The sequence below is a fragment of the Candidatus Pantoea multigeneris genome (assembly GCF_011752615.1).
Lineage (GTDB): Bacteria > Pseudomonadota > Gammaproteobacteria > Enterobacterales > Enterobacteriaceae > Pantoea > Pantoea multigeneris.
The window spans coordinates 1-22,078 of record NZ_VWXF01000003.1 but is presented as its reverse complement, the minus strand read 5'-3'; the positions used below and the strand labels follow the sequence as shown (position 1 = coordinate 22,078).

The following is a 22,078-nucleotide window of genomic DNA, read 5'->3' as shown; positions in this document are numbered from 1 at the left end:
TTTAAATTAAATAGACTTGAAGAAAGGAAAATATTTTTATAAATAAAAAATGGAAACTTTCAGAATAAGTATCGGTGAAGTTGCTGAAAATGCAAGCAGTGCGATCGGAACGATCGCACTGTACCTGTCAAAAGCGGGTGCCCCTGAATCAGAAGCCTAAACTGTCCAGCAGGTCATCTACCTGATCCTGACTGGCTACCACATTGGGTGCCTCGGCATTGATCTGCGGACCGTTTAGCAGACCGTTATCTTCTTTACGTGCCGCACCTGCTTCTGGAATATTCTCCAGCAGTACCATCAGCAACTGACGCTCAATCTCCTGGATAACATCCATCATGCGCTTGATCACCTGGCCCGTGAGGTCCTGGAAATCCTGCGCCATCATGATATCGAGCAGTTGCTTGTTGGTGAACGATGTATGCTCTGGCACGGCGGCGAGATAATCACGCGTATCCGAAACCAGTGCACGGGCGTCAGTCAGTTCAATCGGGTTGTCAAACCACGCATCCCACCGCACGCTTAATCCCTTCGCGCCTGCCTCCATCGCATCCTGATGCGGCTGCGAGGCCTCAACGCTGTTCAACGCACGATCGGCGGCCTGGGCCGTCATCTGTACGACATAATCCAGGCGATCGCGGGCATCCGGAATCGCTTCCGCTGCCTCCGCAATCGCCTGATCCAGCCCGAGCTCTCGCAAGCTATCGCGCAGCATACGGGTCAGCGCGCCGATACGAGAAATGATATCGTGCGCCGAAGCATCCTGAGCAGGTTTCGGAAGTACGCTCATCACATCTCCTTACATACCCAGTTTTTCAAAGATCTTGTTTAATTTCTCTTCCAGCGTCGCTGCAGTAAAGGGCTTCACCACGTAGCCACTGGCTCCCGCCTGTGCCGCAGCGATGATGTTCTCTTTTTTCGCTTCTGCGGTCACCATCAACACCGGCAGCTTACCTAAGGTGGCATCGGCGCGGACCGTTTGCAGCAGCTCCAGACCATCCATATTGGGCATGTTCCAGTCTGAGATGATGAAATCAAATCCACCAGCTCGCAGCTTGTTCAGCGCATCAGCACCGTCTTCTGCCTCTTCCACATTGTTGAATCCCAGCTCTTTCAGCAGGTTGCGGACGATTCGACGCATCGTGTTGAAATCATCGACCACCAGAAAACGCATATTTTTATCAGCCATATTTACTCCTGTGTTTATCTGCCCGGCTGGACGGGCGGGTTAAATTCGTAATGCCTGACCGGCACTGATCTTCGCCAGCATGCGCTGACTGATCTCTCCCAGGTCCAAAACCTCGCTCACTCCACCGAAAGCAATCGCTTCTCGCGGCATGCCAAACACCACGCAGGTTTTTTCGCTCTGCGCGATAGTCCAGGCACCGGCGCGATGCAGGTCTAACATGCCCGCCGCACCGTCATTGCCCATGCCCGTCAGGATCACCCCGACTGCGTTGCGGCCGGCGTGTAGCGCCACCGAACGGAACAGCACATCCACCGAGGGTTTATGGCGATTCACCGCAGGCCCGTCATTGAGCCGCACCACATAGTTCGCGCCACTGCGGCCCAACTCCATGTGCAGTGCGCCCGGTGCGATATAGGCATGCCCCGGTAAAATTCGCTCGCCCTCTTCCGCTTCTTTAACGGTGATCTGGCAGAGTTTATTGAGGCGTTCGGCAAACGAGCGGGTGAAGCCCGGTGGCATATGTTGGGTGATCATCAGCGCAGGGCTGGTCGCCGGAAGCGGCTGCAGCAGATGCCGGATCGCTTCGGTGCCCCCGGTCGAAGAGCCGACGGCAATCAATTTTTCGCTACTCAGCAGCGGCCCGGCTTTGATCACCGGCGGCACAGATGCGGGGGAGCGAGGATGCAACCTGGCACGGGAGGCCGCGCGGATTTTGTCCGCAATCATCTGGCTATAGGCCAACATCCCCTCACGGATGCCAAGTTGTGGTTTGGTGACAAAATCCACCGCACCCAACTCCAGGGCACGCAGCGTCACCTCAGAACCTTTACCGGTCAGTGAGGAGACCATTACTACCGGCATCGGGCGCAGACGCATCAGCTTTTCAAGGAAGTCGAGACCGTCCATGCGCGGCATTTCGACATCCAGCGTCAGCACCTGCGGATTAAACTGTTTGATCAGATCGCGAGCCGCCAGCGGATCTGGCGCGGTCGCCACCATTTCCATATCGGGATGGCTGTTAATGATCTCAGTCATCAACTGACGCATTAATGCGGAGTCATCCACGCACATCACAGTGATTTTGCTCATTATCTTTCCTTCGTCAGTCCATAGACGGTTTGCCCACGTAACCAGAACTCTTTACTGATCTGACTGAAGTTTTCTGAATGTCCGGCAAACAGCAATCCGCCGGGTTTCAACAGCGGGACAAAGCGTCGCAGGATTTTTTCCTGGGTCTCTTTATCGAAATAGATCATGACATTACGGCAGAAGATGGCATCAAACGGGCCAGGCAGTGACCATTCGTTAGCCAGCAGATTAAGCTGCGCAAACGTCACGTTATTCGCCAGTTCAGAGCGCACACGCACCATGCCCGCCTGTGGACCGGTGCCTCGCAGGAAAAAGCGTTGCATCTGCCCCGGTGACAAAGTACGTAACTCTTCCTGGCGATAGACACCGTTAACCGCTTTTTCCAGCACCTGCGTGTCAATATCGCTGGCGTAAACCTGGAATTTACCCGGCCCGTTACCCAGGGTTTCGGCCAGGGTCATGGCTATCGAATAGGGTTCTTCCCCGGTGGATGCGGCGGTACTCCAGACGTTAAAACTGCCGCTACGTTTGCGCGCCAGCTCGGCCAGAATGGGAAAATGGTGTGCCTCGCGGAAAAACGCCGTGAGATTGGTGGTCAGCGCGTTGATAAACGCCTGCCACTCAGCGCTATTCTGATCCTGCTCGAGCAAGGCCAGATAGCGGCCAAAGTCATCAATATTCAACGTGCGCAGACGGCGAACCAGGCGGTTGTAGACCATTTCGCGCTTATGGTCCGCCAGCACGATCCCGGCGCGCTGATAGATCAACTGACTGATACGACGAAAATGGGTATCGGAAAGCGGTAAGCGCTGGACCATTTGCGACAACAGCGTGGTGGTATCCTGTTCCAGTAATGACGTTTTTTTCATGTGATTCCACCTGCCCGGACAAAACGGTTATTTGCTCGATTCGACGACGAGCTACCCCGCGTTCGCGGGGTAGCCGGGCAACGCTTAGAAGGTTTCCCAGTTGTCGTTACTGCTGCTCTGGCGCGCCAGCGTCAGCGGTGTCTCTTTCCTGATGCTTTTCACGGCGCTGCTGACATTAACGGCCTGGGTGGCATATTCTTTACCAATATTGAACACTGCGACCGACTGCTTGAGGCGGCTGGCCTGCTCTTCCAGTGAAGCCGCCGCTGAAGCGGACTCTTCTACCAGCGAGGCATTCTGCTGCGTAACACGGTCCATCTCGGTTACTGCCAGCCCAACCTGATCGATCCCACGGCTCTGCTCATCGGAAGCTGAAGCGATCTCGCCCATGATGTCGGTGACACGGGTCACCGCACTGACGATTTCACTCATAGTTTCGCCTGCGCTTTCTACCTGCACAGAGCCGGTGTTAACGCGGCTAACCGAGTCTTCGATCAGCGATTTGATCTCTTTTGCCGCCTGCGCACTGCGTTGTGCCAGACTACGCACTTCACCCGCGACCACGGCAAAGCCACGGCCTTGCTCACCCGCACGTGCCGCTTCAACCGCCGCGTTCAGCGCCAGAATGTTAGTCTGGAAGGCAATGCCGTCGATCACACTGGTAATATCCGCAATTTTCTTGGAACTTCCGGCGATCTCTTTCATGGTGGTCACCACGCCATCCACCACTTTTCCGCCCTGCTGCGCGGTCTCTGACGCGTTCAACGCCAGTTGTGATGCCTGACGCGCGTTCTCAGCATTCTGTTTCACCGTGGCAGTGAGCTGTTCCATACTGGCTGCCGTCTCTTCCAGCGAAGCGGCCTGCTGTTCAGTACGTGAAGAGAGGTCATTGTTACCGGCGGAAATTTCGCTGGCACCGTTGTAGATGGCATCTGCGCCATCACGCACCGTACCCACAGTCCGCACCAGCTCCTGCTGCATGTGACGCAATGAACTCAACAACTCACCCATTTCATTGCGCAGCGTGACATTGATCGGCTGCGTCAAATCGCCACGTGCGATGTGCTGAATGTGTTCAATACCCTCTTTCAGCGGGGTGATCAGAATGCGGCGCATCCCGGTCCACACCAGCGCAATCACCAACAGCGTCAGAATCAGAATGCCGCTCACCAGCACAATGGAACGGTTATAAGCCTGCTGGTTGGCATCAATACCGCGCTGACCAAGCACCACGTTGTAATCCAGCCAGGCGTTATACAGTTTGGCGAAGCCATCCTGATAACCCTGAGTTGGCTCATCAACAAACGCCTGGAAGCGCCCTTCATTCAGATCGGCAACCAGACGGTTCAGTGAGTCGGAATACGCGGTATAGCTGGCTTTCAACGCCAACACGTTCTCTGCCGTTTTGCCTTTCTCCGACAGATTGGCATTGAACTGTTCCATGCCCACATCGGCTTTTTTCATCTCACTCTGAGCCAGTGCCACCAGCTCTTTTACCGTGGCACCCGAACCGCTTTGCGTAGAATCCTGCATGAAGCGGATCCCGGCACGGTTCAGGGTGTTACGCGCCTGAATCAGCGCCACCCAGGAGGAACCCATTGCCCGCTGTAGATCGCTCAGGCGTTGGTTGTAAGAGAAATTCTCTTTGTCGGTCTGAACGGTGGTAAAAAACACTCCCCCGGAAAACAACTGAATAATGGCAAACAGGACCAGCACACTCAGCAAGCCTGTGACCACACGAACACGATTAAACATACACACCTCAATTGGTTGGCGAATCACAGGTGTTATCGGCAAAGTGCGCGGTTTTGTTAGTGGGGACAGGCGAAAAAGCAGGAATATTTGCGAGGAAAAAAACCCGTCAGCAGGGCTGACGGGCAAGAAGATGAGGCGGTTTACAGTGCGTGATGCAGGCCATCCACCAGCGCCATCTCGTCACTGCTGAGCAGCTTCTCGATATCCACCAGAATCAGCATGCGATCGTTAAGTGCGCCCAGTCCGGTAAGGTACTCGGTGGACATGGTGACGGCAAATTCGGGTGCCGGACGGATCTGCTCTTGCGTCAACGACAGCACATCAGACACGCCATCGACCACAATGCCGACCACGCGCTGCAACAGATTCAGCACGATCACCACGGTGTTGTCGTTGTAGTCCACATCGGGTTGGGAGAACTTCACACGCAGATCGATAATCGGCACAATCACACCGCGTAAGTTGGTGACGCCTTTGATGAACTCAGGCGTATTCGCGATGCGTGTGACCTGATCATAGCCCCGAATCTCCTGCACCTTGAGGATATCAATGCCGTACTCCTCTTCACCCAGTGTAAAGACGAGGAACTCCTGCCCGACAGTTTCACCTGTGATCTTAGTGACGGTCGCCATTCCACTCATGTATTTTTACCCTTATTAATCAATTACGCTGCGGCACCGGCCACACGTTTTTCGCGATTGAGTGATTGCAACGCCGAAACATCCACAATCAGTGCTACGCTGCCGTCGCCCAGAATGGTGGCAGCGGAAATCCCAGGGACTTTGCGATAGTTGCTTTCGAGGTTTTTCACCACCACCTGGTGCTGACCAATCAGTTGGTCCACCAACAGGGCATAGCGTTTACCTGCGCTCTGCAGGATCACCACAATGCCCTGCGTGGCATTGGTTTTTGCCCCCTGCACGTCAAAGACATTCCACAACTCTACCAGCGGCAGATATTCACCCCGGACTTCGAGGACGCATTCGCCACCCGCCAACGGTTTCAGCTCTTCGGCTCGCGGTTGCAGTGACTCCATTACCGCGTTCAGGGGCAAAATAAACACTTCGTCCGCCACCTTGACGGACATCCCGTCGAGGATCGCCAGCGTCAGCGGCAGCAGAATACGGATCGTAGTGCCTTTACCCTGCTTCGAGGCAATTTCAACGTGTCCACCCATCTCCTGGATGTTACGCTTCACCACGTCCATGCCGACCCCACGGCCAGAGACATCCGTTACCGTTTCCGCCGTGGAGAAACCTGGCGCAAAGATCAGCATCCCCACTTCTTCATCGGTCATGCTGTCGCTGACTGGCAAGCCGGAAGAGAGCGCCTTCGCCAGAATACGTTCGCGATTAAGGCCTGCACCGTCATCGGCCACTTCAATACAGATGTTGCCGCCCTGGTGTTCCGCAGACAGCGTCAAATTGCCCACCGCGGTTTTCCCAGCGGCCAGACGTTTTTCCGGGGCTTCAATACCATGGTCCAGGCTATTACGGACCAGGTGGGTCAGCGGATCGATAATGCGTTCGATCAGGCTTTTATCCAGCTCGGTTGAACTGCCCGATAACGTCAGCTCGACTTCCTTACCCAACTTGCTCGCCAGATCTCGCACCAGACGTGGGAAACGGCTGAACACATACTCCATTGGCATCATACGGATCGACATCACCGACTCTTGCAGATCGCGGGCGTTGCGCTCCAACTGCCCCATGCTGTTCAGCAGATCGCCATGATTCACCGGATCGAGACTGCCCGACCGCTGCGCCAGCATCGACTGCGTGATCACCAGCTCACCGACCAGGTTGATCAACTGATCGACCTTCTCAACCGCAACACGAATGCTGCTAGACTCCCCGGCTTTGGCGGCGGGGGCTGCACGTCGGCTGTCGCGTTTGACTTCAGCCACCGCAACAGGGGCGATTTCAGTAACGACGTTTGCCGTGGCTGCTGCCGGTGCTTCCACCTCAGAGGAGGTCGGTTCCGGGAACAGGATCTGCTGCTCTTCCAGCACAAAACAGAGCACCGCCACAATGTCATCTTTTTCGACGCCCTCAACGGTGGCGTCCAACTGATGTTGGCTTTTGCTGACCTGGCTCACTTTGCCGAGATTGCTCAGCTCCTCCAGCATCAGATCGACCTCTTTCTCTTTCAGGTCGACCAACTGTATGCGCAGGCCAGTTGTCGCGGCGCTGGGTGCAGCCACCGCGACAGCTGCCGCTGGCTCAGGCGCAATCCCTTTGGCTTCTAACGCCAGTTGGCGCAAGGCTTCACAAATGTAGTTGAAGCTATCGGCATCTGGCTCCTGGGCCGTTTTATAGGCATCGAGCTGTTCCTGCATAATATCTTTGGTTTCCAAAAACAGGTTGATGATGTCGGTGCTGAGCTGCATTTCATCGCGGCGTGCACCATCGAGAATGTTTTCCAGGATATGGGTCGTTTCCTGCAATACCTTAAAACCAAAAGTACCGGCCCCCCCTTTGATTGAGTGGGCCGCGCGAAAAATCGCATTCAGCTGCTCGGCATCCGGCTCCTGCGGGTCGAGTGCCAACAGGTGCTGCTCCATATCCGCTAATAGCTCATCGGCTTCATCAAAAAATGTCTGGTAAAAATCGCTGATGTCCATGCTCACGGGATCACCTCGGTTGTGAGGAAGTAACAGGGGTTACCGCAGAAGCGCCTGGTACAGGCGGCGCGGTAATGTGTTCAAGCTGCGCCGGATCGCTGACCTGTGCGGCATCGCTCTCGGCATTCTCTTTTTCAATTTCAGCTTCGGTATCGTGGTTCAATACCAGCAGGCTAATACGTCGATTAACCGCATCGTCGCCACCGCGATTTTTCAGCTTCATGGTATCGGCCATGCCCACCACACGCAGGACTTTGGCACCGTCCAGGCCGCCAATGATCAACTCGCGCCGCGAAGCGTTGGCGCGATCCGCCGAGAGCTCCCAGTTGCTGTAACCGCGATCGCCGTTGGCATAGGGAATATCATCGGTATGCCCTGCCAGGCTGATTTTATTTGGGATGTCATTCAGGACTGGGCCAATGGCGCGCAGAATATCGCGCATGTAGGGCTCCACTTCCGCACTGCCGGTCTTAAACATCGGTCGGTTCTGACTGTCGATGATCTGAATGCGTAAGCCCTGATCGACCAGATTGATAATCAGATGCGGCCGCAGCGCTTTCAGGCGTGGATCGGCTTCGATCAGCTGATCAAGCCGCTCGCGCAAGCGATTCAGGCGGATATCATCCAATTGACGCTTTTGTTCATCGATATTCGGTTCTTTGTGTACTTCACCCTTTTTCTGCGTCGGATCATCACCGCCACCGGGGAAAGGACTGTCGCTGTCACTGCTGCGCTGCCCCCCGGTCAACGCCACTTTGAGCGGCGTTTTAAAGTAATCGGCGATTTGCACCAACTCCTGCGGATTGGCGATAGAGATCAGCCACATCACCATAAAAAACGCCATCATCGCCGTCATAAAATCGGCATAGGCAATCTTCCATGATCCATGGCTGCCCTCATGCTTTTTATGCTTGCGCTTTTTTACCAGCACAATCGGGCGGTTTTCATGCTTCATGAATTCTCATCCGCCGTCTGCTTCGCTGGATTTTTGGCATTGCGCACGTGCTCTTCCAGCTCAGTAAATGAGGGACGATCGGTGGAGTAGAGAATTTTACGGCCAAACTCCACCGCAATTTGCGGGGCGTAGCCGTTGAGGCTGGAAAGCAGCGTCACCTTAATGCACTGCATGATTTTGGTAGTTTCTGCGCACTTCTGTCGCAGCACCGATGCCAGTGGCGAGATAAAACCGTAGGCCAGTAAGATGCCGAGGAACGTGCCGACCATTGCGTGGGCAATCAGCCCGCCCAGTTCTGCCGCCGGGCGATCCGCCGAAGCCAGCGCGTGAACTACCCCCATCACTGCTGCGACAATACCGAACGCCGGTAAGCCATCACCGATGGCGGAGAGACTCTGTGCAGGCACATCACACTCATGCTCATAGGTCTCAATCTCTTCGTCCATCAGTGCTTCAATTTCATGGGCATTCATATTGCCGCTGACCATTAAGCGCAAGTAGTCAGTGATAAAATCTACCAGCATTTTATCGGCCAGAATTCGCGGATAGCTGGCAAAAATTTCGCTCTGGCTGGGGTCTTCAATATCCCGTTCCAGCGATAACATCCCCTGTTGGCGAGATTTTGCCATCAGGCGATATAACAGCGACATTAAATCCATGTATACGGCTTTGTTATATTTCGATCCGCGCATTAACAGCGGCAATGCTTTTAATGTTTTTTTGATTGCCGTGCCGTTGTTACCGACTAAAAAGGCACCAACGCCCGCACCACCGATAATCAGCAACTCCGAGGGTTGATATAATGCCCCCAGATGGCCACCCACCATTAAATAGCCGCCGAGTACGGAGCCAAGGACAACGATATACCCTAATATGATCAGCACAAAAAATCCTTACGTCCGTAACGTGTTGGTGGAAGTTAAGCCAGAGGGCGCGCCTGGTGTTATTCGCAAACGCAAGCAAAAAAAAAGCAGCGGATTAACCGCTGCTGGTATGTGCTTCCCCATTGCGAACAGACTTAAACGGCGCGTTTAACCTGTTCATCCAGCAGTTGAGGAGAACTATCGGCAAATTCTGGAGAAAGTTTACGTCTTTTTACCGCACGTGATGGCGGCTGGCACAGGCTGCAAACAAAGCTGCCCGGCGGCTGATGTGCATGATTAATAAAACTGCCGTTGCAGCAGCGGCAATCTGAGAGTTCCAGCATTCCGCTTTCGACAAAGCGTACCAGCGTCCAGGCGCGAGTCAGCGCTAACAGTGGCCCTTCATCAGTTTGAGGACACTGTTCAAGATAGAGCCGATAGGCCTGAACCACGGCCTCGATGCCACTCGTCAGGCCGGTTTTGAGCAGAAATTTCCACGCGTTACAGAACATGGAAGCGTGAATGTTCTGCTCCCAGGTCATAAACCAGTCCGTGGAGAATGGCAGCATTCCTTTTGGCGGAGGGCAACCACGCAGCTCTTTGTACAGTTTAATCAACCGGCCACGGCTCAACTGGGTTTCGCTCTCCAGCATTTGCAGGCGAGCCCCGAGGGTGATCAGTTCCATGGCCAGGTGAATATCGCGTGCTTCCTGGATAATGCTTTTTTCACTCATGAGACCGCCCTCTTCTTCGCCGGAGTTTCCTCAGACGATCCATTCCGCAATAAACGGCTGGATAAGAGAATACCGGTATGGATTTGCTGTAAATCATCCACGCGGGATTCCTGGGTCAGGCGATTAATCAAATTATGATCGTTAAAACGGAACTGACACACCAGCTGATTAGTTTCAGCCAGTTTCACCATTTCAGGTAAGGTCAATTGAGACAAAGTATCCGCCATCGACTCATCAATACCGAGGCGAAACATTGCAGAAGCTTTTTCCTGGTTTATTAATCGTTGCGCAAGCAACAAATATGACAAATTTATGTCATAAATATGTTTCAGTAATTCTGTAGTACCCATTTTTCCATCCCGACAGACGCGTACTGATACTTTCGCAGCCGGTAAGCTGCCACGTTTCGTGTTGCTGGTTGTTAAGAGCTTAACGATGGTAAAAGTTGTCTTTCGCAAACGTTTGGCTATCTCGAAGCAAGCATGATTGTTTTCGCTTCGCCTTCACCCTGGCCCTTACCTGGCCCACTCATTTACTGAGTTTTTATGGTCTCTTCCCGGACGTCTGTTTACAGTTTTCTAAGACTAATCTGAAAACAAGGCAAATCTATCCCTTCTGATTTCGACATACAACGACACTTGGATGAAATTTTAGATAAAGTGTGATCTGAGTCACACTTTTAAGGCAAATTATTCTCACGAAGCTTCAGTATCGCTGTTCTTTTGCCCCTTTTTTGTACTGCAAAGGTTTTTTTTACTTAACTTTCCCCACTCAAAAGCGGCAGAAAGTATGACATTCTGCTACACACTCTCTGGACCAATTCAAACCGATTTTATGTCTGATTTATTGCGCTTTAGTCGCAAAAATACACCTTTAAATCCACTTAAAGAAGCATATAGCTCCGCATTGTGGGTTTTATAACCCACATATAATTAGTTACTTAGATCAAATGTTACGCATAATGATAAATAGCGCTATCACTAAGGCGTCAAAAATTGGATAGCGGGACGTTAGGGTGCGTTAACAGAGAGTCAAGCATGTTTAGCCTATGCTAGCAGGTGTAACAAAGGGTTACATTAGCGAATTGAATGTATTGATCAGGATACAGAAGGCAGGATTTGAGGTATCGGCAGGTGAATCAACTTCTTGAGCCTGTTTTATGATAAAACGCAAAAAATAAAATTAAGTTACTGTATATAAAAGATAAAAAATTACTGGCGTGATGCCTGAAAACAGGCGTTTGCGCGCGAGTATTGCCCGACGTTTATCGACACGTTAACCGATAAAGTCGCGCGGTTTACTGGAAAATGACCAGTAACGTTCTATAACGTTACTGGTCCTGCTATCAGGCAAGCTTAGGGAATGTCGTCACATTGCCAGTTGTAGACCTTGCGCTGTCACGGAGCGTGATGGCATTGAGATCGCGCAGGAAAGACTCCCGCCAGAAGGTAATGTCGTTTTTCCGCAGCACCGCCATCATATCGTTGTAGCGCGAAATACGTTCAGTGCGCGGCATGGTCAGGGCTTGGTCTAGCGCGGCAGCCACCTCATCACGATCGTAAGGGTTGACGATCAGCGCTGATGTCAGTTCATTTGCCGCCCCGGCAAAGCGCGATAACACCAGCACGCCAGGATCGTCTGGGTCCTGGGCTGCCACATACTCTTTCGCCACCAGATTCATGCCGTCGCGCAGCGGTGTGACTAATCCAACATCCGTCAGCCGGAAAATCTTCATCAGCAGTCGGCGATCAAAATGCTGATTCAGGTAGTAGAGCGGCGTCCAGCCTAGCGTGCCGTATTTACCGTTAATGCGGCCTGCTTCGGTCTCCAACTGGTGGCGGATGTCCTGATATGCCTGCACCTCACCGCGTGACGTGGGCGCAATCTGTGAATAGCGAATTTTGCCTCGGTGCTGGGGATAGTTCTCCAGTAGCGCTTCATACGCGAGGAAGCGTTCTGGCAACCCTTTCGAATAATCCAGACGTTCGCAAGCGATGATGTTCTGAGCATCCCCCAGCTCTCGCTTCATGGCGGCCATCTTCGGTGGAAGCGCCCCTGCTGCCATCTCTTTAATACTGTCCGGCTCTATGCCAATCGGATAGGTTTCGGTAACAAAGTCGTGGCCAAAAGCGCGATGGCATTTTTCACCCTGATTCTGCACCGTGGTGAGTTGGCTCAGACTATCGAGAAAGGCGATACGGTCGGTCTCGGTCTGGAAGCCGAGCAGATCGTAGTCACACATCATCTCCAGCAGATCTTCATGGGGCGGCAGCGCATTGAAGATTTCCGGTGACGGGAATGGGATGTGCAGGAAGAATCCAATGCGGTTTTGAACACCTGACTCACGCAACGCAGCCGCAAACGGCAGCAGATGGTAATCATGGATCCACAGGATATCGTCTGGTTTTAACAGTGACTTTAAGCGCTGCGCCAGTTGCTCATTGACCCGGCAATACACTTCCCAGGCTTCACGCTGATATTGCACTAAATCAAGACGATAATGAAAAGCAGGCCAAATAACCGTATTCGAGAACTGGCAATAATAGAGGTCATAGTCGTTCTGATTCAGTGGTACGGATGCATAGGTAATGCCGCCGTGTTCCACTAGCTGCAGGTCATCATCTTCCTCGCCAGAAATTTCACTGATTTCCCCATTCCAGCCAAACCACAGGCCGCCTGTTTTGCTCAACGCATCAAGAATCCCGACGGCGAGGCCACCAGCACTGGCTTTACCCCCTTCAGGCATCGCGATACGGTTCGAAACAACCACTAAGCGACTCATAAGCTGAACTCCTTACCCACATTATTTTGTTGTTGTAGTAATGATCCCTCAAGCCATGCCCACACCGCCTCAACGCTGTCGAGGTGATATCGGGCATGGGTTGAGCCTGCGCCGACTTTAATCGAGACGCCTTGTAATGCATTAACGGCCAGAAAGCCTTTTTCATCGGTGAGATCGTCGCCGATAAACACAGGAATTCGCCCTGTAAACGGGGATTCCTGCATAAATGCGCGAATCGCCGCCCCCTTATCAACGCCCTGCGGTTTGATCTCCACCACACATTTTCCCGGCTGTAGCACCAGCTCAGGGAACTGGCTAACCACCTCTTCGGCCAGTTGCATAATCTGGCTTTCATACGTCATGCCACGCCGGTAATGCAGGGCAAAGGCCATGCCTTTGCACTCCAGCTGTGTACCGGGCCACTGCGCAAGTGCGGACGTGAGTCGGGCTTCCAGCGTCTGGACCAGCGCAGCCGGTAACGAAATCACGTGGAGATTGCCCTGGGCATCGCGTCGCTCAGCCCCGTGTACGCCAGCCAATGGCGCGTTTAACGGTGCCGCCAGACGATCCAGCTCCGCTATCGGACGGCCTGAAACCAGCGCCAGTGCGCCCTGTTGCTGCGCGGCAAGTTGCTGTAAATGTTCCCGCACGCCAGCCGGGATCGTCACGGCTTCCGGGCGAGATTGCAGGGTGGCGAGTGTGCCATCCACATCAAAAAATAAGGCATACGGCCCTTCACTTAAGACAGGGGGCGTGCCATGTGTACTGCATGAATCGGTCACTGGTACCTCCTGGTGGTGACTGTCCCATCACGGGATGCGATATCCGTAGCGCGGTTACGGATCCAGTAGACGATGTCACAGCAGGAAATTTATGCGGGTGCCGGCTTTCGCGCTAACACCGCGGAGAAGGGGCTAACAGAGAGAATTGCGTGCATATCACGCCTTAAACCGCTCAACATAACGCCGTCACAACATCCTGACTGCGAACATAGTCAATGATAAGTGTAGACGGCATTGCGGGGTTTGCCATAAATAGCAGGCTAATTGCCATTTGCGGAATTATCCGAAACGGGTAATTAAATCAATCAGTAGCGGTTTTAACCGGCGTAATTCCTCCAGATGCACCGTGGATAAGCTCTCCAGTAACGCCTCTGCTTTTGCGGTTAACTGCAACAGGGTTTTACGTTGATCGTCTTCACAGGGCACCCGTTCCAGCATCTCCAGCTCTTCCAGTCTGCGCACCAGTCCGGATGCGCTGTGCGGTTGCAGAATCAGCCGATTAGCCACAAAACCTATCGTTGCCTCACCGGGTTTAGCCGCGCGGATCGCTAACAGCGCCTGATGCTGCTGTGGCGTCAGTCCCACCTCTTTGGCTTCCCCCTCACTGAAGGCAAGAAACTGGCGCAACGTAGCGCGAAAATCCGCCAGGGCGGCGTACTCCTGATCCTGCATAGCAGATTTTTTCATCGGCTTATATCCGTTTGGTTGTTGCATTTATATCGCAATGCGATATAAATGCGCACTGTTTAACTGTGAGGAAGATGACAATGAATGCGCCGCTGGTCAACCTGCCACGACGGAATAAAACGGCCGATCACTCGGTAGATCGCCGAATGCTGGGCCTGATCGTAATGAGTCTGCTGGTAGGCAGCGGCGGTGCAATGGGCGCCTGGCTGCTGCTGAAGATGATCGCGCTGGCGACCAATCTGTTCTGGTTCGGCCACTTTTCCACCGACACCCGCGCCATCACCGAAGCGCATCAGGGCATTAACGTGCTACTGACGCCCGTGTTAGGCAGCCTGATTATTGGCGTGATGGCTCGTTTCGGTTCAGAGAAGATCAAGGGCCATGGGATCCCAGAGGCGATTGAAGCGATTTTATATGGCGAGAGCCGTATGTCACCGAAAGTGGCGTTGCTAAAACCGCTCTCTGCGGCCATTTCGATTGGCAGCGGCGGCCCGTTTGGCGCAGAAGGCCCGATCATCATGACCGGTGGTGCGATTGGTTCGCTGTTCGCCCAGAGTTTTCATCTCAGTGCCGCAGAGCGGAAAACGCTGCTGGTCGCAGGTGCGGCGGCAGGGATGACGGCCATTTTTAATACGCCGCTAGCGGCGGTGTTACTGGCGATTGAAGTGCTGCTGTTTGAGTGGAAACCGCGCAGTTTTGTCCCGGTAGTGACCGCAGTGATGGTCTCATGGTGCTGGCGCAATGTGCTGTTTACACCGGGCCCCTTGTTCCCGTTCCATAGCGTTGCCAGCCTCAGCGGCAGTCTGGTACCGGGTGCGGTGGCATTGGGTATCATCACGGGGGTCTTAGCGATTGTGCTGTCAAATGGTCTGTATCGCATTGAGGATCTGTTCCATCGCCTGCCGATACACTGGATGTGGTGGCCGGCTTTAGGGTCGATAGTGGTCGGCGCGGGGGGATTGATCAATCCGCATGTCCTTGGCACCGGTTACGACAACATCCAGAACCTGCTGGATGGCTCTCTGGCGATGCAGGCGATCATGCTGTTGTTGGTGGTGAAAGGTGTGGTCTGGCTGGTCTCGCTCGGTTCCGGTACTTCCGGCGGCGTGGTGGCACCGCTGCTTATTCTGGGGGGTGCATTGGGCGCGCTGGCGGGTCACTTCCTGCCAGGCGGCGTTGGACTGTGCGCGATGTTAGGCATGGCGGGCATTCTCAGTGGCGCGATGCGCGCACCGTTAACCGGCGCCTTGTTTGCTGCTGAAGTCACGGGCCATGTGGCGCTGCTGCCGCTGCTCCTCGCGGCCTCGGTCACCGCCTACGCCATTAGTGTGATGCTGATGCCGCGGTCAATCTTCACTGAACGTCTTGCTCGCCGTGGTCGCCATGTGTTGCAGGAGTATCATGTTGATCCGCTGGAGACCACCCCAGCCAGCAGTGTGATGACGCAGGATGTACAAACGCTGCCGGGCGATCTCAGCGCCAGCGCAGCCGTGGCCTTTTTCCTGCGTGAACATCGGCACCACAGTTATCCCGTGGTCGATAATCAGCACCAGCTGCTGGGCGTCGTTTCACGTGAGGCGGCGCTGGAGTGGCAAAATCGCGCGGATTATCACACGCTGACCCTCGCGGACCTGCTGCTTAACCAGACGCAAACCGTGGCCGCCAGTGACACACTCTGCGCCGCGCTGGCCGACCATCTGTTTGACAGCCAGCACAACATGCTGCCGATTGTAGACAGCCACGGCCAACTCACGGGCGTCGTCACGCGTTTTGACTTGCTCAAAGTGCGCGGCACCTGGCGCCGCCATGAAGGCAGCCGCCAACGATTTATTGGTGCACGGCTATCGTCTCATCGCGGTTAATTGAATATCCGCTGCGGTAGCCGGGGTCTGTTTCGCGCGGTTAACGCCAGGGCTATACCCGCCCGGCGAGGGCTTTACCCCGCGCGCGATAGGCCGGCTCATTGCCGCTGGCCTTTTGCTTTATCAATACAGATCGGTACACTCATTAAAAATTGTAAAGATCTGCACTTCGAGCCTATCAGCTTTCCGGCGCGGACAATAACAGGAATTTCTTATGGAGCAGGACTATGCGTAAGTTACTTGGCGGAGGTGCTCTGCCACCGAAAGCGGGCTTCTTTCATCTGTTTAAAGGCTTTCTCGGCGGCACGTTGGGCATTTTACTGCTGGGTTATCTGAGCCAACTCAGCGGGGAATCCTGGCTGATGGCTCCGCTTGGTGCAACCTGTGTGTTGTTGTTTGCTGTTTCCGCCTCTCCGCTGGCGCAACCGCGCAATGTGATTGGCGGGCATTTGCTCACCGCTGCCATCGGTATTGCGGCTTTGCATCTGTTTGGTGATGCGCTGCCGGTGTTAGCTATCGCGGTGGGGTTATCCATTTTTGTCATGCAATACACCCGCACCGTGCATCCGCCTGCGGGCGCTAATCCGGTGGTGATTATGCTGGCCGGGCACGATGTCGGCTGGCACTTCTTGTTAACGCCGGTGCTGGCAGGGAGCGTCGCGCTAGTGGTGATTGCTTCGGTGCTGAATAACCTGGGTAAAGCCAATCGCTGGCCGCACTACTGGCATGGCTTAGGGCAGACAAAAGAGTAAATCAGGTGATACTGCTGCTGTTATTCTTTTGTTACTCTGGGGTGACTCTACCAACCGGATCATAATAATGAATAACGCAGCAGCACAGAGCCGAATCATCGGGGTTGTCAGCGATGAATTCAGTAATCCTTATACCTTACAACTGTTAAATGAAGTCACCCGCCAGCTTAATGCGCGAGGTGATCTCACCCTGCTTCTTAATGTCACCTCGCGCGATCAACTCCAGACCACGTTGCAAGCATCTGCTCAATTACCACTGGCTGGCGTGGTGTTCCTTACCTCCGTCTGTGCTGACGAACGCCAACTGGTTGCCGCCGCGCTGCCTGGCGTGCCGACGATACATATTGCCAGCCACACCGACGATCCACAGGCTGACGTTATCGCCGTGGAAGGCTATGCCGCCGGTGCCGAAATCGCCCGGCTGCTGCTGGCTCAGGGGCATCAACGTGCGGGTTATATGAAATCCCTCCACGCCTCCCCAACACATTTGCAGCGCATGGATGGCTACGCCAGCGCGTTGGCTACCGCAGAGAAGCCGCTGGAAGACGTGATTACAGCCGCCAGCTATGACCGTGAAGTGGCGTATAACGCCATGATGGCCTACCTGAAACAGGCGCGCGCTTCTGATCGTATCAACGCGCTGTTCTGTGAAAATGACGTCCTGGCATTGGGTGCCATGCAGGCCATCCGCGACTTTGGTCAGGGCGCGCATATTGCGGTGGTCGGCTTTGACGATATCAGTGAAGCTCATGCCCCCACCTGGCACTTAACCAGTTGGGCGCAGCGCAGTGACCTGCTGGTGACCGAAGCCCTGAGCCGCCTGCTGGAGGGTAAAGCCAATCCAGACGGTGCGTGGCGACACGGTGAACTACAGCTTAGACACTCACACCTTGGCAAACACGTGCACGGTGAGATGCACAAGTGTGGCTGTGCTATCCGCCACTGATCCCTACGCTGAGCCAGCCCTGCTGGCTTTTTTATTCGCGCTGACAATTCAAAGAGGCAATGATGCCAAAAACTCTGCTTATTACCGGTGCCGGGCGCGGTATTGGTGCCGCTTGCGCCCTGCTCGCCGCGGAACAAGGCTACCAGGTGTGTGTGAACTATCGTGCGGATGAGCATGCCGCTGCCCAGGTGGTGGATCGCATCCAGCAACGCGGCGGTAGCGCATTTGCCCTTCAGGCCGACATTGCTGATGAAGCACAGGTCGAACGCCTGTTTCACCAGTTGGATGATCGCGCTGGACCGCTACACGGCTTGGTCAATAACGCCGGTATTTTATCGCAGCAGATGCGGGTCGAGCAGATGAGTGCCGCGCGTATTCAACAGATCCTGAGTACCAACATCACGGGTAGCCTGCTGTGCGCTCGCGAAGCCGTTCGGCGCATGTCAACACGCAATGGCGGGAGTGGCGGCGCGATTGTTAACGTCTCTTCACGTGCAGCCGTGCTGGGGTCGCCCAATGAGTATGTCGATTACGCGGCATCAAAAGCGGCGCTGGATGCTATCACTATCGGATTGTCGAAAGAGGTCGCACAGGAAGGCATTCGCGTTAACGGCGTCCGTCCTGGGCTGATTCACACCGAGATGCACGCCAGCGGCGGAGAACCCGGTCGCGTCACGCGGTTACAAGGTGGCGTGCCGATGGGGCGCGGTGGTCAACCAGAAGAGGTGGCGCAGGCGGTGTTGTGGCTGCTTTCTGATGCCGCGTCTTACAGCACCGGCACGTTTATTGACGTTTCCGGGGGCCGCTAAACGCCACAGCCCTTATGCGGAGATAAGGGCTGTCGAGCATCACTTAAGGCAGAGACGCTTTCAGGCGCTGTGCCGCTTTCAACAGGTTCTCTTCCGAGACTGAGGCATAGGATAAACGCAGCGTAGACTGGTCTGGATTATCACAATAGAAGAACTCACCCGGCACGTACACGACGCCGTTTTGCAAGGTGGTTTTCAGCCATTCGGTGGTGTTGAACGGCTCTTTAAAGGTTGCCCACAGGAACATGCCGCCCAGTGGACGGTGGAAGCGAATACGATCGCCCAGTTCGCTTTCCATTGCTACGCACAGTGCATCACACTTCTTTTTATACTCTTTGCTGATCAGGGCAATCTGCGACTGCAAGCGGCCCGTTTCTAAATAATGGCGCGTTAAAGACTGGGACAATGAGCTGGTATGCAGGTCGGTCGACTGCTTAAGGTTCACCACCGACTGTTTCAGCCAGGAAGGTGAAACAATCCAGCCCACGCGCGCACCCGGTGCCAGGATTTTAGAGAAGGTAGAGGTGTAGATCACCTGATCGCTGGCTCCCATCTCCTGGGCATACGATTTCAGGGTGCGGAACTTCTCGCTGCTGAAGTTGATTTCGCTGTACGGGTCATCTTCAAAAATCAGGAAACCGTGCTGCTGTGCCAGGGCCACTAACTGCTGACGGCGTGCCGCAGACAACGTCACACCACTTGGATTACCAAAAGTCGGCACGATGTAGACCGCTTTGATTTTCTGCTTTTGCACCAGTTCGGCCAGCTCATCGACGATCATCCCTTCCCCATCGGTGCCGACTGACGCTAACTGCGCCTCCGCTAGCTGGAAGACCTGCAATGCTGCCAGGTAGGTGGGTCTTTCCACCACGATGGTATCGCCGGGATTGATCACCGCACGCGCCAGGATATCCAGCGACTGCTGCGATCCCGACGTGACCATCACATCATCAATCGTCGACTGGATGCCGCGCTCTGCCAGAATCTGGCAAATCGCCGCTCTTAACGCCGGGTCCCCTTCACTCAGCCCATACTGGAACGCATTATGGCGCTCCGTGGTCATCACTCGTTCCATTGCCAACTCGAGCCCTTCGGTATCAAACAGATCCGGGTTAGGGATCCCCCCGCCCAGTGAAATGACCCCTTCCATTTTGCTGTGCTTGAGCAAATCACGAATGGCTGATGACTGAAGTGCTTTAACTCGATTGGCTAACTGTTGTGACGACATCCTGCGAACCCTTTTTTATGTTAATACAGCATTCATATCACAATTTTGCCTCAGGTAAATACTGCTAATGATGCGTTTGACCGGAGTAGATAAAAGAAATTTTTTTTGCCCTCTGTGGTGGTGGTTTAGTGCACACCGGTACCACACAAAATCGCGCACGTTAAAGCGCCTTCTTGCAAATGACAGCCGTTACCATGCATGCATCCCTTACTGCTGCTCGTGGCATATCGTGCTTCTCCCCTCCTTCCACTACCTTCGTCAAAGTATTGATACCTCAATACCCGGCCCATAATATCCTTAAGGATAATGTTGATATTGCTTTTGATTGCGGCACAGATGAAAAAATCATTTTTTGCGTATTCTATATTTATCACCACCAAGTATTGGACGATATTATCCCTGCACTCATTTACTGGATTTTTAAAATAAAACCCCGGAATGCCCGGGGTTTTAGTTAGTTTATAGTTATCGTTTTTCGTCTTAACGAGTTCTGGTCCATTTTACACCGTTAGATATATACATAGCAGCTTCGTATTGTTGTTTGAGCATTAAGCCATTTATGTAAACGTGCACACCACCGTAGCCATGACTCCATATTTCTATACGAGCTCCCTTATTGGACGCACTTGCGGCAGGGAAAGTAAAAACGGCGGTGCCACTGCCCTTAGTAGGATAAGTAAATCGAATGAGGACATCGTGTGATTTTAAGAGTATCGCATTCAACTTCGCAGCCGTCATTTGGTGGCTATAGGAGGCACGACTCTGCTCCATGATAATTTTCGGCGCTGAGACTTTACTTTTACCGTTGACGCTGACTTTAAGTACTGCATCTCCACCCTTGCGCGTGTGCATTTTGACCGTTGCTTTGCCTTCACTGTTGGTTTTGGTCTGCCCTGTCAGCGTAGCGCCGTCGGGAACATCTGACCAGACGAGAGCCATATTGGGTACGGGATGACCCAAAGCATCCTTAACCGTGACCGTGTAAAGCACGCTTGAAGCACTATCGGCAGTAATCTTCGTGACATTCGTTTTGATATTGGATCCAACGATATTCGCGGTAGATTCATCAGCTTTAAAGGTCGCCTCCACGCTCTGAGATGTGCCGTTGCCCACTTTACCGGTCACTTTCACCTTTTCGGTCACGGTGTTGGTAAATTTCAGCAGAGCGATGCCCTTGCTGTCAGTTTTGATCACCTGCCTACCCCCCTCTGGCTTCGCCGAACCGCCCAGTGTGAACGTTACATCAACGCCCGACACCGGGTTGTTTTTACCATCCAGCACGCGCGCACTGGCCTGCGCCTGACTCCTGCCATTTGCCGCTACCGGGGCGGTATTAACCAGCTTCATCTCTCCCTGCTTCAGGCTCGCTGACGCACTATCCGCGATAAAGGTCGCCTCCACGCTCTGAGGCGTGCCGTTGCCCACTTTGCCGGTCACTGTCACCTTTTCGGCCACGGTGTTGGTAAATTTCAGCAGAGCGATGCCCTTGCTGTCAGTTTTGATCACCAGCCTACCCCCCTCTGGCCTCGCCGAACCGTTCAGCGTGAAAGTCACGTCAACGCCCGACACCGGGTTGTTTTTACCATCCAGCACGCGCGCACTGGCCTGCGCCTGACTCGTGCCATTTGCCGCTACCGGGGCGGTATTAACCAGCTTCAGCTCTCCCTTGTTCAGGCTCGCTGACGATCGGTCCGCGATAAAGGTTGCCTCCACGCTCTGAGGCGTGCCGCTGCCCACTTTGCCGGTCACTTTCACCTTTTCTGCCACGGTGTTAGTAAATTTCAGCAGAGCGATCCCCTTGCTGTCGGTTTTTACCACCAGCGCACCGCCCACGGGCTTCGCCGAACCACTCAGTGAAAACGTCACGTCAACGCCCGCCACCGGGTTGTTATTGGTATCCAGCACGCGCGCACTGGCCTGCGCCTGGCTCGTGCCGTTCGCCGTTACCGGGCCGGTATTCAGCAGCGTCAGATCTCCCTTGTTCAGGCTCGCTGACGCTTCATCCGCAATCTGTTTAACGCTGGCCAGTGGCAACCTCACGTCGTCCAGAGAGGCTGTAATCACCGCGAGGCTTGAGCGTGTGCCCGTCGTCAGGGTGACTTCATACAGGCCGTTGCCTTTCTCCGTGATAGCACCCAACGAGGCAGACTTCGTCG

Annotated in this window: 20 protein-coding genes; 4 read left to right on the top strand and 16 right to left on the bottom strand. The window is 54.0% G+C overall.

Features of this window, described 5'->3' with window-relative positions; translation table 11 throughout:
- Positions 1-148: 148 nt before the first annotated feature.
- The 14 genes from cheZ to F3J40_RS08870 form a co-directional block, all read right to left on the bottom strand.
- Entirely contained in the window at positions 149-787 is a 639-nt protein-coding gene (gene cheZ, locus F3J40_RS08935; RefSeq protein WP_017346541.1) for a protein phosphatase CheZ, read from the bottom strand.
- 9 nt (positions 788-796) lie between these two features.
- Entirely contained in the window at positions 797-1,186 is a 390-nt protein-coding gene (gene cheY / locus F3J40_RS08930; protein ID WP_017346542.1) for a chemotaxis response regulator CheY, read from the bottom strand.
- Between the two features lie 39 nt (positions 1,187-1,225).
- Positions 1,226-2,275 carry a protein-glutamate methylesterase/protein-glutamine glutaminase gene (locus F3J40_RS08925; protein ID WP_167013885.1) on the bottom strand — a complete coding sequence of 350 codons (1,050 nt, stop codon included), beginning with the start codon at positions 2,273-2,275 and terminating at the stop codon, positions 1,226-1,228.
- Positions 2,275-3,144, bottom strand: a complete 870-nt coding sequence (gene cheR, locus F3J40_RS08920; protein WP_167013883.1) for a protein-glutamate O-methyltransferase CheR — start codon at positions 3,142-3,144, stop codon at positions 2,275-2,277. Before cheR ends, F3J40_RS08925 begins: the two co-directional genes overlap by 1 nt.
- Before the next feature lie 84 nt (positions 3,145-3,228).
- Positions 3,229-4,899 carry a methyl-accepting chemotaxis protein gene (locus tag F3J40_RS08915; RefSeq protein WP_167013882.1) on the bottom strand — a complete coding sequence of 557 codons (1,671 nt, stop codon included), beginning with the start codon at positions 4,897-4,899 and terminating at the stop codon, positions 3,229-3,231.
- A 140-nt stretch (positions 4,900-5,039) separates the two neighbouring features.
- A complete protein-coding gene (cheW, locus tag F3J40_RS08910) occupies positions 5,040-5,540 on the bottom strand; it encodes a chemotaxis protein CheW (RefSeq protein WP_167013880.1) in 501 nt (166 codons plus the stop codon).
- 23 nt (positions 5,541-5,563) lie between these two features.
- Positions 5,564-7,522 (bottom strand): chemotaxis protein CheA, encoded by a 1,959-nt coding sequence (gene cheA, locus F3J40_RS08905; protein ID WP_205297303.1) that lies wholly within the window; start codon positions 7,520-7,522, stop codon positions 5,564-5,566.
- Between the two features lie 10 nt (positions 7,523-7,532).
- Positions 7,533-8,477 carry a flagellar motor protein MotB gene (gene motB / locus F3J40_RS08900; RefSeq protein ID WP_167013876.1) on the bottom strand — a complete coding sequence of 315 codons (945 nt, stop codon included), beginning with the start codon at positions 8,475-8,477 and terminating at the stop codon, positions 7,533-7,535.
- Positions 8,474-9,361 carry a flagellar motor stator protein MotA gene (motA, locus tag F3J40_RS08895; protein ID WP_167013874.1) on the bottom strand — a complete coding sequence of 296 codons (888 nt, stop codon included), beginning with the start codon at positions 9,359-9,361 and terminating at the stop codon, positions 8,474-8,476. Before motA ends, motB begins: the two co-directional genes overlap by 4 nt.
- Before the next feature lie 134 nt (positions 9,362-9,495).
- A complete protein-coding gene (flhC, locus tag F3J40_RS08890) occupies positions 9,496-10,074 on the bottom strand; it encodes a flagellar transcriptional regulator FlhC (protein WP_167013872.1) in 579 nt (192 codons plus the stop codon).
- Positions 10,071-10,424: a flagellar transcriptional regulator FlhD gene (flhD, locus tag F3J40_RS08885; RefSeq protein WP_017346551.1), complete on the bottom strand. Its 354-nt coding sequence runs from the start codon at positions 10,422-10,424 to the stop codon at positions 10,071-10,073. Before flhD ends, flhC begins: the two co-directional genes overlap by 4 nt.
- A 995-nt stretch (positions 10,425-11,419) precedes the next feature.
- Positions 11,420-12,856 (bottom strand): alpha,alpha-trehalose-phosphate synthase, encoded by a 1,437-nt coding sequence (gene otsA / locus F3J40_RS08880; protein ID WP_167013870.1) that lies wholly within the window; start codon positions 12,854-12,856, stop codon positions 11,420-11,422.
- Positions 12,853-13,638, bottom strand: a complete 786-nt coding sequence (gene otsB, locus F3J40_RS08875; protein WP_167013868.1) for a trehalose-phosphatase — start codon at positions 13,636-13,638, stop codon at positions 12,853-12,855. The genes otsA and otsB overlap by 4 nt, the downstream gene beginning before the upstream one ends.
- 279 nt (positions 13,639-13,917) lie before the next feature.
- Complete coding sequence (locus F3J40_RS08870) at positions 13,918-14,325, bottom strand: MarR family winged helix-turn-helix transcriptional regulator (protein ID WP_205297295.1); 408 nt, start codon at positions 14,323-14,325, stop codon at positions 13,918-13,920.
- An 80-nt stretch (positions 14,326-14,405) separates the two neighbouring features.
- Between F3J40_RS08870 and F3J40_RS08865 the strand changes: the two genes are divergently transcribed.
- From F3J40_RS08865 to F3J40_RS08850, 4 genes are all read left to right on the top strand, one after another.
- Positions 14,406-16,187 (top strand): chloride channel protein, encoded by a 1,782-nt coding sequence (locus F3J40_RS08865; protein ID WP_167013866.1) that lies wholly within the window; start codon positions 14,406-14,408, stop codon positions 16,185-16,187.
- A 227-nt stretch (positions 16,188-16,414) separates the two neighbouring features.
- A complete protein-coding gene (locus tag F3J40_RS08860) occupies positions 16,415-16,939 on the top strand; it encodes an HPP family protein (RefSeq protein WP_167013864.1) in 525 nt (174 codons plus the stop codon).
- Positions 16,940-17,006: 67 nt separating this feature from the next.
- Positions 17,007-17,885, top strand: a complete 879-nt coding sequence (locus F3J40_RS08855) for a substrate-binding domain-containing protein (protein ID WP_167013862.1) — start codon at positions 17,007-17,009, stop codon at positions 17,883-17,885.
- A gap of 62 nt (positions 17,886-17,947) precedes the next feature.
- A complete protein-coding gene (locus F3J40_RS08850; RefSeq protein ID WP_167014461.1) occupies positions 17,948-18,694 on the top strand; it encodes an SDR family oxidoreductase in 747 nt (248 codons plus the stop codon).
- Between the two features lie 43 nt (positions 18,695-18,737).
- Here the strand turns inward: F3J40_RS08850 and F3J40_RS08845 are convergent, their stop codons facing one another.
- Entirely contained in the window at positions 18,738-19,922 is a 1,185-nt protein-coding gene (locus tag F3J40_RS08845; protein ID WP_017346559.1) for an aminotransferase-like domain-containing protein, read from the bottom strand.
- A gap of 480 nt (positions 19,923-20,402) precedes the next feature.
- Positions 20,403-22,078, bottom strand: a 1,676-nt coding sequence (locus F3J40_RS08840) for an Ig-like domain-containing protein (RefSeq protein ID WP_205297294.1), incomplete at its 5' end; no start/stop codon positions are given.

Bases quoted from the DNA above. Each gene is read 5' to 3' on its own strand.
- cheZ (WP_017346541.1), bottom strand. From the start codon at position 787: ATGAGCGTACTTCCGAAACCTGCTCAGGATGCTTCGGCGCACGATATC.
- cheY (WP_017346542.1), bottom strand. From the start codon at position 1,186: ATGGCTGATAAAAATATGCGTTTTCTGGTGGTCGATGATTTCAACACG.
- F3J40_RS08925 (WP_167013885.1), bottom strand. From the start codon at position 2,275: ATGAGCAAAATCACTGTGATGTGCGTGGATGACTCCGCATTAATGCGT.
- cheR (WP_167013883.1), bottom strand. From the start codon at position 3,144: ATGAAAAAAACGTCATTACTGGAACAGGATACCACCACGCTGTTGTCG.
- F3J40_RS08915 (WP_167013882.1), bottom strand. From the start codon at position 4,899: ATGTTTAATCGTGTTCGTGTGGTCACAGGCTTGCTGAGTGTGCTGGTC.
- cheW (WP_167013880.1), bottom strand. From the start codon at position 5,540: ATGAGTGGAATGGCGACCGTCACTAAGATCACAGGTGAAACTGTCGGG.
- cheA (WP_205297303.1), bottom strand. From the start codon at position 7,522: ATGGACATCAGCGATTTTTACCAGACATTTTTTGATGAAGCCGATGAG.
- motB (WP_167013876.1), bottom strand. From the start codon at position 8,477: ATGAAGCATGAAAACCGCCCGATTGTGCTGGTAAAAAAGCGCAAGCAT.
- flhC (WP_167013872.1), bottom strand. From the start codon at position 10,074: ATGAGTGAAAAAAGCATTATCCAGGAAGCACGCGATATTCACCTGGCC.
- flhD (WP_017346551.1), bottom strand. From the start codon at position 10,424: ATGGGTACTACAGAATTACTGAAACATATTTATGACATAAATTTGTCA.
- otsA (WP_167013870.1), bottom strand. From the start codon at position 12,856: ATGAGTCGCTTAGTGGTTGTTTCGAACCGTATCGCGATGCCTGAAGGG.
- F3J40_RS08870 (WP_205297295.1), bottom strand. From the start codon at position 14,325: ATGAAAAAATCTGCTATGCAGGATCAGGAGTACGCCGCCCTGGCGGAT.
- F3J40_RS08865 (WP_167013866.1), top strand. From the start codon at position 14,406: ATGAATGCGCCGCTGGTCAACCTGCCACGACGGAATAAAACGGCCGAT.
- F3J40_RS08860 (WP_167013864.1), top strand. From the start codon at position 16,415: ATGCGTAAGTTACTTGGCGGAGGTGCTCTGCCACCGAAAGCGGGCTTC.
- F3J40_RS08855 (WP_167013862.1), top strand. From the start codon at position 17,007: ATGAATAACGCAGCAGCACAGAGCCGAATCATCGGGGTTGTCAGCGAT.
- F3J40_RS08850 (WP_167014461.1), top strand. From the start codon at position 17,948: ATGCCAAAAACTCTGCTTATTACCGGTGCCGGGCGCGGTATTGGTGCC.
- F3J40_RS08845 (WP_017346559.1), bottom strand. From the start codon at position 19,922: ATGTCGTCACAACAGTTAGCCAATCGAGTTAAAGCACTTCAGTCATCA.